At 63.8% G+C, this 12557-nt stretch carries 15 protein-coding genes; 8 read left to right on the forward strand and 7 right to left on the reverse strand.

Annotated features, from left to right (window positions below):
- The first annotated feature begins 1 nt into the window (after position 1).
- The gene (hflC, locus tag JNE37_RS15485; protein ID WP_035034335.1) at positions 2-982 is read left to right on the forward strand and encodes a protease modulator HflC; all 981 of its coding nucleotides are present in this window, start codon (positions 2-4) and stop codon (positions 980-982) included.
- A 216-nt stretch (positions 983-1198) separates the two neighbouring features.
- The gene (locus JNE37_RS15490; RefSeq protein ID WP_203063664.1) at positions 1199-2692 is read left to right on the forward strand and encodes a Do family serine endopeptidase; all 1494 of its coding nucleotides are present in this window, start codon (positions 1199-1201) and stop codon (positions 2690-2692) included.
- A 40-nt stretch (positions 2693-2732) separates the two neighbouring features.
- On the opposite strand, the gene JNE37_RS15495 is transcribed toward JNE37_RS15490, so the two are convergent.
- Both JNE37_RS15495 and serB read right to left on the reverse strand, forming a co-directional pair.
- Positions 2733-3281, reverse strand: a complete 549-nt coding sequence (locus JNE37_RS15495; RefSeq protein ID WP_203063665.1) for a GNAT family N-acetyltransferase — start codon at positions 3279-3281, stop codon at positions 2733-2735.
- Positions 3278-4150, reverse strand: a complete 873-nt coding sequence (gene serB, locus JNE37_RS15500) for a phosphoserine phosphatase SerB (protein ID WP_203063666.1) — start codon at positions 4148-4150, stop codon at positions 3278-3280. The genes JNE37_RS15495 and serB overlap by 4 nt, the downstream gene beginning before the upstream one ends.
- Before the next feature lie 30 nt (positions 4151-4180).
- On the opposite strand from serB, the gene miaA reads away from it, so the two are divergent.
- Positions 4181-5065: a tRNA (adenosine(37)-N6)-dimethylallyltransferase MiaA gene (gene miaA / locus JNE37_RS15505; RefSeq protein WP_203063667.1), complete on the forward strand. Its 885-nt coding sequence runs from the start codon at positions 4181-4183 to the stop codon at positions 5063-5065.
- Here the strand turns inward: miaA and JNE37_RS15510 are convergent.
- Positions 5062-6492, reverse strand: coding sequence for an MATE family efflux transporter (locus JNE37_RS15510; RefSeq protein ID WP_246513316.1), 1431 nt, complete (start codon positions 6490-6492; stop codon positions 5062-5064). The genes miaA and JNE37_RS15510 overlap by 4 nt on opposite strands.
- An 87-nt stretch (positions 6493-6579) precedes the next feature.
- Between JNE37_RS15510 and JNE37_RS15515 the strand changes: the two genes are divergently transcribed.
- The 3 genes from JNE37_RS15515 to JNE37_RS15525 all read left to right on the forward strand — a co-directional run bounded on the left by JNE37_RS15515 (position 6580) and on the right by JNE37_RS15525 (position 8030).
- Positions 6580-6939: a DUF423 domain-containing protein gene (locus JNE37_RS15515; RefSeq protein ID WP_035090969.1), complete on the forward strand. Its 360-nt coding sequence runs from the start codon at positions 6580-6582 to the stop codon at positions 6937-6939.
- Positions 6940-7046: 107 nt separating this feature from the next.
- On the forward strand, positions 7047-7307 hold the full coding sequence (locus JNE37_RS15520; protein ID WP_035033346.1) for a glycine zipper domain-containing protein: 261 nt from the start codon (positions 7047-7049) through the stop codon (positions 7305-7307).
- Between the two features lie 153 nt (positions 7308-7460).
- A complete protein-coding gene (locus JNE37_RS15525; RefSeq protein WP_052015271.1) occupies positions 7461-8030 on the forward strand; it encodes an HPF/RaiA family ribosome-associated protein in 570 nt (189 codons plus the stop codon).
- Positions 8031-8131: 101 nt separating this feature from the next.
- Here the strand turns inward: JNE37_RS15525 and JNE37_RS15530 are convergent, their stop codons facing one another.
- A complete protein-coding gene (locus JNE37_RS15530; RefSeq protein ID WP_203063668.1) occupies positions 8132-8335 on the reverse strand; it encodes a hypothetical protein in 204 nt (67 codons plus the stop codon).
- Between the two features lie 261 nt (positions 8336-8596).
- On the opposite strand from JNE37_RS15530, the gene JNE37_RS15535 reads away from it, so the two are divergent.
- Positions 8597-8803, forward strand: coding sequence for a cold-shock protein (locus JNE37_RS15535; RefSeq protein WP_035033349.1), 207 nt, complete (start codon positions 8597-8599; stop codon positions 8801-8803).
- 70 nt (positions 8804-8873) lie between these two features.
- Here the strand turns inward: JNE37_RS15535 and JNE37_RS15540 are convergent, their stop codons facing one another.
- From JNE37_RS15540 to JNE37_RS15550, 3 genes are all read right to left on the reverse strand, one after another.
- Positions 8874-9062 carry a hypothetical protein gene (locus JNE37_RS15540; RefSeq protein WP_035033351.1) on the reverse strand — a complete coding sequence of 63 codons (189 nt, stop codon included), beginning with the start codon at positions 9060-9062 and terminating at the stop codon, positions 8874-8876.
- An 87-nt stretch (positions 9063-9149) separates the two neighbouring features.
- Positions 9150-9833: a response regulator transcription factor gene (locus tag JNE37_RS15545; protein WP_035033352.1), complete on the reverse strand. Its 684-nt coding sequence runs from the start codon at positions 9831-9833 to the stop codon at positions 9150-9152.
- Between the two features lie 6 nt (positions 9834-9839).
- Positions 9840-11387, reverse strand: coding sequence for a sensor histidine kinase (locus tag JNE37_RS15550; RefSeq protein ID WP_203063669.1), 1548 nt, complete (start codon positions 11385-11387; stop codon positions 9840-9842).
- Between the two features lie 558 nt (positions 11388-11945).
- Between JNE37_RS15550 and JNE37_RS15555 the strand changes: the two genes are divergently transcribed.
- The gene (locus tag JNE37_RS15555) at positions 11946-12557 is read left to right on the forward strand and encodes a LysE family translocator (protein WP_203063671.1); all 612 of its coding nucleotides are present in this window, start codon (positions 11946-11948) and stop codon (positions 12555-12557) included.

Consider the following 12557-nt stretch of genomic DNA (forward strand, 5'->3'; position numbering starts at 1 on the left):
CATGAACCGTCTTGTCATTCTTGGCATTGCCGTCCTCGCCGTCATCTACCTGTTCTTCTCGTCGATCTATGTGGTCAACGAGCGCGAGCAGGCCATCGTCATGCGCTTCGGTCGGATCACGGACATCCACAAGGACCCGGGCATCTACTTCAAGATCCCGACCTCGATGATCGATACCGTGCAGGTGGTCGAAGACCGACTGCTGCGTTACGACCTAGCCAATATGCGCGTTCAGGTTTCGGGCGGTCAGTTCTACGTCGTGGACGCGTTCCTCACCTACCGTATCGCCGATCCGCGCCTCTTCCGTGAGCGTGCGCAAGGTGAGTTGCGGGTGGCCGAGCAGCGTATCGCCACGCGTTTCGACTCGGCGCTTCGCCAGGTCTATGGTCTGCGCAACTTCAATGCCGCGCTCTCTGACGAGCGCGCGCAGATGATGCGCGAAGCCCGTGACCTCATCCGTCCGGATATGGCTGAGCTCGGCATCGAAGTGGTCGACGTGCGTATCCTGCGTACCGACCTGACGCCGGAAGTTTCGGCTCAGACCTACGAGCGTATGAAGGCCGAACGTCTGGCCGAGGCCGCCCTGCTGCGTGCGCGTGGTAAGGAAGCGGCGCAGAGCCTGCGTGCTATCGCCGACCGTCAGGCCGTGGAAGTCGTGGCAGCGGCCCGCAAGGATGCCGAAGTGCTGCGAGGCGAGGGCGATGCCCAGCGCTCCGCCGTCTTCGCCGATGCCTACAGCAAGGACCCGGAATTCTTCCAGTTCTATCGCTCGATGGAAAGCTACCGGAACGCCCTCGGCTCGAACGGAACCACCATGGTGCTCTCGCCCGATACGGATTTCTTCCAGTATTTCGGCACGCCCGGTTCTTCTGCCAGCCAGCCGCCGGCTATCCCGTCGGTCGATGCGACGCCGGCTCCGGCAACGACGCCCGCACCAGCTGCGGCTCCTGCGGAGCAGCCTGCCGCGGCGCCTGCTCAGTAAGTCTGCGGGATTTATCCCCCCACTTATCAACCCTCCCCGTTTCGTACGGGGAGGGTTTTTATTTGCGGTTGGTAAGGCGGGGAAAACCAACCCGCTGCCACAATGGCAGGGAGGGGGCATGCTAGAGGTTCGCGCGGCTGGCATGGCTGGCCGATTGTTTTCTTGAAGCGCCGCTGCCGCTACACTGGCTGCAGTGGGCTCGCCGGGAGGTTGGTAATGAGGTTTGCCCGGGCGGCACTCTGTGCCCTGTTGTTCGTCAGCGCTGTCACGCCCTTCGCCCAGCCGACGCTCGCTGCGTCGTCGACCGCGCAGGGGCCGGCTTCGGTCGCCGCGCTCGCCAAGCAGCTTTCGCCTGCCGTGGTCAATATCGGCACTTCCCGCCACGTCCCGGGCGGGCCGGGCCTGCCATTCCCGCAGGGTCCCGATGGGTCACAACTCGATGACATGCTCGATCACCTCAATCCAAATGATGGCCTTGGTCCGGAGGCTGAGCAGGAAGCAGAGAGCCTCGGCTCCGGCTTCATCATCAAGGCCGATGGCCTCATCGTCACCAACAACCACGTCATCGATGGTGCCGAGGAAATCCAGGTATTCCTTACCGACGGTACCCGCCTTCCGGCCAAGGTGATCGGCACCGACGCCAAGACCGATCTGGCGGTGCTCAAGGTCGACGCCGGGCGCGAACTGCCGTTCGTCGAGTTTGGCGATAGCGACACGGCTGAAGTCGGCGACTGGGTGATGGCAATCGGCAACCCATTCGGCCTCGGCGGCTCGGTGACGCTCGGCATCGTTTCGGCGCGCAACCGCGACATCAATTCCGGGCCCTACGACAACTTCATCCAGACCGACGCAGCCATCAACCAGGGCAATTCCGGCGGCCCGCTATTCGACATGGATGGCAAGGTCGTCGGCATCAATACGGCGCTGCTGGCCAGTGGCGGTTCTTCGATCGGCATCGGTTTCGCCGTCGCGGTCAACCTCGCCAAGCCGGTCATCGATCAACTCGTCGAGTACGGCGAGACCCGCCGGGGCTGGCTCGGCGTCGGTATCCAGGAAGTCACCGACGACATCGCAGCAAGCCTTGGTCGCCACAACACCAACGGCGCTCTTGTCGTCGATGTCACCGAGGGCGGTCCCTCCGATGGCGTGCTCAAGGAAGGCGACCTCATCCTGCAGTTTGACAACAAGCCCATCGAGCGCATGCGCGACCTCCCGCGGATCGTAGCCGAGACCGATGTCGGCAAGGCCGTAGAGGTCAAGATCCTGCGCAACGGCAAGGACGAGACCGTCAAGATTTCGCTCGGCCGGCTCGAAGTCGGCGAACAACAGATCGCCGAGGCCCAGCAGGAGCAGCAGCCGCCCCCGCCGCCAGACGCCCCCGAGGACAATATCGGCCCGGCGCCCGGCCTTCCCGAACTGGTCGGCTTCGACGCCGGTCCGCTCAGCCCCGAAGTCCGCAAGCAATACGGCATCCCCGATGACGTCAAAGGCGTGATCATCACTTCGGTGACCAGCAAGAGCAACGCCGAGGAAAAGGGCATGATCCCCGGTCTCGTTGTCAGCGAGGTCAACCAGCAGCCGATCGAAACGGTAGCCGGCGTCGTGGAAATGGTCAGCGCCGCCAAGGAAGCCGGTCGGCCGGCCGTGCTGTTCAAGGTGACCGATGCGACGATGACGAGCCGGTTCATCGCGGTGCGGGTGCGGAACTAGCTTCGTCGCTCCGCTCGGGCGAGGCGCAGGCGGCCGGCTGTTATTCCGGTCGCCGGATCCGGTACACAACATGCTGCCGGAGGGGATGTCCTTCGGCGATCTTGGGGTGAGCAAAGTCGTCATCGGGATCGCGCCGCATGCCGATCTTCTCCATCACCCGCTGGCTCGGCGTGTTGATCGCCGCCGTATAGGCAATGACTTCGGGAAGCCCAAGCTCCGTCCAGGCATAGGCGAGGCAAGCCCGAGCGCCTTCAGGCGCCAGACCCTGGCCCCAATACGCTTTATCCAACTGCCAGCCGATTTCCACCAGCGGATGGCCAGGGATCGTCTCGACCATGAGGTCGGACAGCCTTCCCAGGCCGAGGAGGCCGATCAGCTTGCCGTCAGCCCTGTGCTCCACGGCGCCGAGGTGAAAGCCGAACTCGGCTGTCCTGGCGATGGCGTTGTCGATCTGGGCATTCACCTCTTCGGGCGTAGCCGTGCCGGGGTAGTACCGGCGTACCTGCGGGTCGCCGAGGATGGCAGCCAGTGGCGCGCGATCGCGGTCTTCCCAGGGGCGGAGGATGAGGCGTTCTGTTTCGAGTCTCATCGGACGAAGTCTTCGTCGGAATAACCCTGCAGGTAGAGCAGGGCGGTGAGGTCGCCGTGGTCAATCCGTACATGCGCCTGCTCGGCGACCACCGGCTTGGCGTGCAGCGCCACGCCGAGCCCGGAGGCGCGGATCATGTCGAGGTCGTTGGCCCCATCGCCTACGGCCAGCGTATCCGCCTGCGACAGCCCGTGCTCGGCAGCAAGGGCGTTGAGGCGGGCGAACTTGGTCGTCTTGTCGACGATGGGCTTGGTCACCGTGCCGGTGAGTTTATCGTCAGCGAATTCGAGGACATTGGCCGTTGCTTCGTCGAAGCCGATGCGCTTGGCGATGTAGTCGGCGAAAAAGGTGAAGCCACCAGAGATGAGCGCCGTATAGGCGCCATAGGCCTTCATGGTGTGCACGAGCGCGCGGCCGCCTGGCGCCAAGGTGATGCGCTCGCGGCGGATCTCTTCGATCACGGCCCGCTCGAGGCCCTTGAGCAGCGCGACGCGGGTATCGAGGGCCTGTTCGAAATCGAGTTCGCCGTTCATGGCGCGGGCGGTGATGTCGGCGACTTCATCCTTGATGCCGAGGGCATCGGCGAGCTCGTCGATGCATTCCTGCTCGATCATGGTCGAATCCATGTCGGCAATAAGCAGCTTCTTGCGGCGGTTCTCACTGGGCACGAGCGCGGCGTCGATGGCGCGATCCTTGATGTGCAAACGCGCGGTTGCGAGCGGATCGGTTGACTTCGGGGCGATGATCTCGCAGGCAATGCGCTGCGTCAGCCAGTTGACCTCGCCGCCCGTTTCCTTCTGAACAGCGGTCACGAGAGCGCTGTCGAGAGCAGGATCGGCGGGGTTGGCGATGAGGCAAAGGACCGACATTGGGCACCCGGAAACGATGAAGGATTTTAGATGAGCGGAGCGCCTCAACGGCGAGCGGTGTTGATAGCGGGTCCGACTGCCAGCGGCAAGTCGGCGCTGGCTTTGACACGCGCCAAGGAGACCGGAGGCCTCATCGTCAACACGGACGCCATGCAGGTTTACGACGTCCTGCGGGTTGTCACCGCGCGTCCGAGCGTCGCCGACGAGGCCGAGGCAGAGCACCGGCTCTATGGCTTCGTGTCACCGGCGGAGCGGTTCTCAACTGGGGCGTGGGCGAGCGCAGTTGAGAAACTGATTCAAGAAACCGATCCTGCGCGCACTTTGATTTTTGTAGGCGGCACAGGACTTTATTTCGAAGCGCTCACAAACGGATTCGCGGAAGTTCCGGCTATTCCGGCCGAGATCGTGGCCGAAGCTGAGAAAGAGATTCAAGGACTTGATGCAGAGAATCGGGCGCGCCTGGTCGCCGAGCGGGACCCTGAAATAGCACGCCGGCTGCAGGCGCCTGACCCTCAGCGGGTGGTGCGCGCCTTGGCCGTGCTGAAGGCTACGGGGCGGTCGCTCGCCAGCTATCAGGATGCGGCTCAGACGGGGTTGCTCGAAGGGTTCGAGCTCGAGCGGCTGGTGCTCAATCCGGATCGCGATGTGTTGCGTGTGCGGATCGCGCGACGGTTCGAGACGATGTTCACGGGCGGCGCCGTCGAGGAGGTCGAGGCGGTCATGGCGATGGACCTCGATCCGGCGCTGCCAGCGATGAAGGCGATCGGCGTGCGCGAGATCGCCGACGTCATCGCGGGACGGATGGATGAGGCCGAGGCGATCGAACGCGCGGTGATTGCCACCCGGCAATATGCCAAGCGGCAGCGCACCTGGATGCGCAACCGCATGAGTGATTGGACCTGGATCGCTGCCTAGGCGTCGATCTGCTCGCGCAGCTTGTCGAACCGGATGAGATTGAGCCGTTCGCGCATGGCGAAGCGGGCTGTCAGCACGATGGCGACGAAGGACAGTCCGGCGGCGAGGCCGCTCCAGATGCCGACGCCGTGCCAATTGAGCACGAAGCCGCAGAGATACGCCACCGGCAGGCCGACGAGCCAGTAGCCGACGATTGCGATGATCATCGGGACCTTGGTGTCGTTGAGGCCACGTAGGGCTGCCGCCGCGATGACCTGCGTGCCGTCTGCGAGCTGGAACAGCGCCGAGACGATGAGGTAGGTGGCGGCGAGGCCGACGGCGTGGACGTTGATCTCGTGGGTGGGGTCGAGGAAGAGGCTTACGAGCTGGAGCGGAAACAGCAGGAAGATCGTGCAGGTGATGCTTTCGAAAACGAACGTCATGCCGATCGAGGACCAGCCGGCCTTGCGGATGCCTTCGCGCGAGCCGCCGCCATAGGCGAGGCCGACGCGGACGGTCGTGGCCATGGAGAGGCCAAGCGGCACCATGAAGGCCATCGAGGTTATCTGGAGCGCCACGGCGTGGGCGGCGACTTCGTCGGTGCCTAGGAGGCCCATGAGGATGGCAGCGGCCGAGAACAGGCCGACTTCAGCCATGACGGTAAGGCCGATCGGGGTGCCGATGCGGAAGATTTCGCGCAGGCGTGCCCAGTCGATGTTAAAGAAATTGCCGAACATATTGTAGCGGCGATAGCGGCGGTGCCAGACGATGTAGCCCAGCATCATGAGGAACATGATGAGGTTGACCGTGGCCGTGACCGTTCCCGAGCCTTTGAGTTCGAGGCGGGGGAAGCCGAAATTGCCGAGCATGAAGCAGTAATTGAGGCCGGCATTGATGAAGACGCCGAAAATGGTGATGACCAGGATCGGGCGGGTGACGCCGTGCGCGGAGAGGAACGAGCGCAGCACGATGATGCCAAGCGCGGGCAGGAACAGCCAGGCGGCGTGATGGACGAAGTCCTGTGCGAGGTCGGTCGCTTCGGGATTCTGGCCCAGGGCCAGCAGGATTGGCTTTACCTGCCAGACGACGGGAATCAGGACGGCCGAAATAACGATGACGACCCAGAAGCCGGTGCGCAGGGTGCGCTGGACGCTGCGCAGGTCACGCGCGCCGAGGGCCTGGGCGACCATCGGAGCGACGACGCCGACGAGGCCGATCGAGCCGATGAGGAACATGTTGAGGAATGCGGTGGCGAGCGCGCCACCGGCCAGGTATTTCGGCCCAAGCCAACCCATCATGATGACGTCGGAGGTGAAAAGCGCATTCTGGGCGAGCTGAGCCAGCACCAGCGGCCAGGCCAGCGCGAACAGCGCTTTGAATTCCACGCTCCAGCCAGAGCGCACGTCAACGGACGCCGGGACGGCGCTCGATTCCATTTGGGCAGTCATGAAAGGCTTCCTTATCGCGAGATGACCTGTAGCCGATGGCGCGTCTAGCTGCTACCCCCAGCCCCATCGGCAAGGACGGAGTTGGGCATGACGAGCGGCTATGGGCGAATCGCGCTGGGACTGGGCGGCATCATCGGCGGGGCAGGGGTGGCACTGGCCGCGGCGGCATCGCATGTGGGCGACGAGCACCTGCTGGGCGCGGCCTCGACGATCTGCCTGGCGCACGGACCGGCGCTGCTGGCGCTGGGGCTGCATGGCTTGCCGACGCGTGTGCTGAGGGTTGCGGCGGCACTTCTCGGCGTGGGAACGCTGCTTTTTGTTGGGGACCTCATCACGCGGTATTTTACCGGATCCGGGCTCTTTCCGGGTGCCGCTCCCATAGGTGGTGTAGGGCTGATCGGCGGGTGGATAGCTATAGTTTTTGCGAGCTTTTTAAACACCAAGTAGTTGCTATCTCGCAACATATTGACGTTTGCCCCATTTTTGACTTGTTTAAAGACGGAACCATTAAGGGCGAGCGGCATTGTGCCCGCACCATCCTAGGAGGGTCAAAAATGAAGAAACTACTCGTGATCGCGGCGGCCGTGCTGTCGCTCTCGGCCTGCACCAGCACGCAGCAGGGTGCTGCCGTGGGTGCAGTTGGTGGCGGCATCATCGGTGCTGCTACGACCGGTTCGGTCCTCGGTACCGCCGTTGGCGCGGGTCTGGGTGCGGTTGCCGGCGCGGCTATCGGCAAGGTCGCCGACCAGCCGGGCAAGTGCTACTACCGCAACTCGCGGGGCCAGGTCTTCATCGACACCTGCCCGCGCGGCTAAGTCGATCGGCCACCAGTTTACTGGTCTAGGCAATAGACAGACCCGGTTCCGGCCCGTTGGGCCGGGGCCGGGTTTTTCGTTTGCCGCGTGAATGTGCGCAACTTCAAGGGCCTCGGGCGAGTTGATCTCGCAATCGCAACAGAGGAGGCCCCGATGGACGCCCCGATCGAAGTCAGTTTCCGGCATTTCGAGCCAAGCGACCGCATTCGCGCAAAGGTCGAGGAACTTACCGGCCAGCTCGACAAGTTCGATCGCGAGATCATTTCGGGGCGCGTCATCATCGATGGCAAGAACAAGATCGGCCACAAGTCCGTGGTGAGCATCCAGGTGGAGCTCTCCTATCCGGGTGGCCTGGCGGTGGGTAAGCGCAGCGGCGAGTTTCCATCGCCGACCGGGCAGCAGACCTTCGACACGGCGCTGACCGATGCCTTCCACACAGCGGCAGCGCAGGTAGCCAATCATTTCCAGAAGCGGTCGCCACAGGACGTCAAGCAACTGGCGCACCAGCCCGAGCATGGCCGCATCGCACGGCTCGACACGACGGTGAGGAACGGCTTCATCGAAATGCATGACGGGGCGACGCTCTTCTTCTCGGAGGCAGTGCTCAAGGGGCGGTTCGATACGCTGGCCGAGGGGGATGAGGTGCTGGCGATTCCCTCCGACGAGGAGGGGCCGTACGGGCCGCAGGCTTCGGCGGTGAAACCCATCGGGCCGCTGGCGTAAGAGGGCTGGAGAAGAACATTTCGAAATGGCCACCTGGGATTGCTGGGTGGCCATTCTAGCTCAACGCCAAGGAGCGGGGACAAAGTGGCCCTGCGTGGGCGTTATTCCGAGACCCAGCTGTCGAAGCCGCCGGATTTGTTCAGGCGTGCAATCATGAAGCCGCCATGGGGGCGTGCGCGAATTTCGTAGTCGTGCTGGCGGCCGTCTATGGTGCGCCAGGTTTCAAGGCTCTGCTCGGCGCTTTCGCGGGTAGTCCAGACCCGCGGCGGCTCGCCTCCGCCTTCCCTGACGAATGCTGATGACATCATGCACCTCCGCGCATGAAACATGTGGTGCCTGCGTTCGGTTGCAAGGGTTTGTGTGCATCTAGTGTCTTGATAACGACGCAATACACAGCAATAATGGCAACACGTTTTCGTCTGAACTTGCGCTATCTGAACTTCCGGTTCGCCGGCGGCTAGGAAACCTCCTGATCTTGCGAACGTTTAAAGGCCTTGTCCGCGCGTTGCGGACGAGAAAACGCGCTGGCCCAGCAATCTGGCCGGCATCCAATGACAAGGGTTACCATGACCATCGGCACCGTTAAGTTCTTCAACACCACCAAAGGCTACGGCTTTATCGAGCCGGAAGATGGCAGCAAGGACGCGTTCGTTCACATCTCCGCAGTCGAGCGTTCGGGCATGACCACGCTCAATGAAGGCCAGAAGGTCTCCTACGAGCTTCAGGCCGGTCGCGACGGCAAGATGTCGGCGACGAACCTCAAGCCGCTCTGAGCCTAAAGGCACAGAAACGAGAAAGGCCCCGCAAGGGGCCTTTTGCATTTCCGGCATTTGCCGAGAAAAATCAGTGGTGCTCGAGGATCGGGTTCTGCAGGTCCATGAGGCGCTGTTCCATCTCGTCAGCGGTCTCGCTATCGAACCGGCCCATGCGGAAACCGGTGATGATCTCTGCGATCGCTGCGGCGCGCTTGCGGTAGATATCGACGTTCTCGCCGTCGAAGCGCTTGCTTGCAATGCGGGGCCAACCGTCCATTCCATCCTCCGTAGTCTAGTGGAGCAAGGCTACGAAAGGCAGGTTAGACCTTGTTGAGGGGATGGTTAGAATTTGGAGAGAAAGGCCTCAGGCCGATGCCTCTCCGCCAATCATGTAGCCGACGCCGCGCACAGTCTCGATGAGCGAGGGCAGACCGGGTTCGTCGATCTTGGCGCGCACATAGCGGACATAGACATCCACGATCTTGGTGCCCGGATCGTAGCCATATTCCCAGACACTGTTGAGCAGGCGCTGGCGGCTGACGACCTTGCCGGCATTGACCATGAGATAGCGCAGCAGTTCGAACTCGCGCACGGTCAGCGAGATCGGCTTTTCGTCCTTGGCGACGCGGCGCGATTGCGGGTCGAGAACGAGGGGGCCGATGCGCAGGACGCCTTCGTGATCGATATCGGTGCGGCGGCGGCGCAGGGCGTAGATGCGGGCCAGGAGTTCGTCGAAGGCGAAGGGCTTGGTAAGATAGTCGTCGGCGCCGCCTTTAAGACCCTCGACCTTGTCCTGCAGGCTATCCTTGGCGGTGAGCATGAGGATGAGAACGGGGCGGCGCTCCTCGCGCAGGATGCGGCAGACCTCCATGCCGTCCACATAGGGCAGCATGCGATCGAGGATGATGAGATCGAAGCTGTCGGTGCGCGCCCGCTCAAGACCGTCGCGGCCATCCTGCTCGATGCTGACCTGATAGCCTTCGGCGACAAGACCGCGTTCGAGGAACGAGGCGATGCGGCGATCATCTTCGACGATCAGTATCTTCATAATAAGCTAGCGTCCGGCGAGTGGCAGAATGTATTCGAGTACGGCACCGCCCTCGGGGCGGTTCCCCAGAGATATAGTGCCTCCATGGCGATGGAGAATATCTTTGGCGATGGCGAGGCCGATGCCCAGGCCTTCGTTCTCCAGCTCGTTCTCGTTCCGGCCGCGGTAGAAGCGCTCGAATACCCGCGGCTGGTCCTCGTCCGAGACGCCGGGGCCTTCGTCGGTGATGCGGATGGCGACGCTATCGCCGAGGAGGGCGGTTTCGACCCCGATGGTGCCGCCGGGAGGGGAGTGCTTGACGGCATTGTCGAAGCCGATCATCAGCGCCTGGCGGATGCGGCGGAAATCGGCTTCCACGCGGCTGCCGTCGTCGCCGAGATCGAGCTTCACCTTGGCTTCGCGCGGCTCGGCCAGCAATTCGGCTTCCTCGGCAGTGAGCGTGACGACTTCATCGATCCGGCCTTCGGTAACGACATAGGGCTGGTTCTCGGCATCAGCGCGGGCGAAGGCCATGAGGTCTTCCAGCAGGCGGCCGAGATCCTTGGCCTGACCCTGGATGCGTTCGAGCGACTGGCGCAGCTCGCCGGCATCGGCGGAGGAGCGCAGGGCGACGTCGGCTTCGCCGCGCAGCACGGTGAGCGGGGTGCGCAGTTCGTGGCTGACATCGGCGAGGAACTGGGTGCGGCGGGTATCGATGATTTTGAGCTGCTCGCTGACGCTGCGCAGCTCGGCGGTGCGGGCGGTGAGCTCGGCAGCGTTCTTCTCGCCGGAGGCGGCGACGGCGTTGAAGGCTTCGGCGAATTCGGTGAACTCGCCACGGTCACGGGTTTCGAGGCGCTGGGCGTAGTCGCCTTCGGCCAGGCGCCGGCCGGCGGCGGCGATCTCGTCCAGCGGGCGGACGATGGCGCGGCGCAGCAGGTAGCCGAGGGCGACGAGGCAGGCGAGGGCGAGGACGGCGAGGACGACGCCGGCGGCCCAGAGGCGGAACTGCCAGTCCTGGATGGCATCGAGCTGTTCGGCGACTTCGGCCCGCTCCTCCTGGAGGGCGCGGTCGATCTGCGGCTGGAGTTCGTTGGCGAGGCGGAAGGCGACGTCGCGGCTGAAGAGCTGGATACCTTCGACCTGGCGACCATCGCGCTGGAGGGCCAGGGCGCGTGTCGCGTTGAGATCGATGGAGTGATAGAGCTCGAGCATGCGCCGGTTTTCCTCGATCTCGGGCAGCTCGGCCTGTACCTCGCTGAGGCCGCCGAGGGTGGCGATCTCGTCGCGGGTGGCCTGGTTGAGGCGGGCGAAGACCTTTTCCATGTCGAGGCGGGCGGTCTTGAGGTCGTCGAGCTTTTCGCGGCCGAGCAGCACGGCATTGGCGACCTGCTCGCCGTAATTGTTGGCGCGGCCATCGAGATCGGCCAGGGCTTCGAACCGCTTGTGGACGCCATCGACGCGGCCGGCGAAATGGTCGGTAAGGCGCAGGGCGCTGGCCATCAGCGCGATCATCGCGACGATGAAGACGAGGCTCGCAATTTCCAAGGCGAGGATGCGCCGACGCACCGACATCTCTTCAGGACCTCCCCAGACCATAGGCAGATCACTATTGGCTAGGAGCCGCTGAGGGAAGGGAAAATCGTCCGGACGTGCCGAAGCGCCGTCGGGCCGGAGAGGCGCGGCGGTTCGCTTCGGTCGGTGGCTCGGGGCGAGGTCTGCCTCACGAACTAGTAGTAGAACGAGGCTCGCCTCGCCCGTTGCGTTGGGGTTCTACAAGCCCGTACACGCAAGTTGCCCGCGGGCGCACCCCGGGCCGGTCACGTCACACTTAGGCCGGAAACAGGGCGACCCCCATTTCCCCCAACTCCCCGAACCCGCTGGCGCAGGCAGCGTTCGCGAAACCGCTGCCCGATACCGCCACCGGCGCCCGACACCTCGTCAGTGCCGCCCTGTTGGCGAGGGATGCACAAAGGTTAGCATCGCCGGAAGGGGCGGGGAGAAGAAGCGCGCGGAAAACGGCAAGCCGTTGAGGACGTGGCGTTTCGGGGGCCGCGGGCGCGGTGCATAAGTGCGCCGCCCGATTGCCAAAGGGGTGGCGGCTGGTAGTCTTCGCGGCAGGGAGGACGGACGATGAGCATCGAATTTCTCATCACGACGCTGGTGGTCGTGGCTTCGCCGGGCACCGGCGTGCTCTATACGCTGGCCGCCGGGCTGACGCGCGGGGCAAGGGCGAGCGTGGTGGCGGCGTTCGGCTGCACGCTCGGCATCATTCCGCATATGGCGGCGGCAATCACGGGGTTGGCGGCGCTGCTGCATGCAAGCGCGCTGGCCTTCGAGGTGATCAAGTATGCGGGCGTGGCGTACCTGCTCTACATGGCCTGGCAGACGCTGCGCGAAAAGGGCGCGCTCAATGTCGAGGGCCAGAGCGCACCGCGCTCGGCGCGGCAGGTGATCGTCGAGAGCGTGCTGATCAATATCCTGAACCCCAAACTCTCGATCTTCTTTTTCGCCTTCCTGCCGCAATTCGTGGACCCGGGCGCGAGCGGGGCAGTGCCGAAGATGCTGGAACTGAGCGCGGTGTTCATGGCGCTGACATTTGGGGTGTTCGCGATTTATGGCGTGTGCGCCGCCGCGGTGCGGCAGCACGTGGTTTCGCGGCCGAGGGTGATGATGTGGATGAGGAGGACGTTCGCGGCGGCGTTTGTGGGGTTAGGGGTTAAGTTGGCGGTGACGAGCAGATAG

The sequence above is a fragment of the Paradevosia shaoguanensis genome (genome assembly GCF_016801025.1).
In the GTDB taxonomy this organism is placed as follows: Bacteria; Pseudomonadota; Alphaproteobacteria; order Rhizobiales; family Devosiaceae; genus Paradevosia; species Paradevosia shaoguanensis.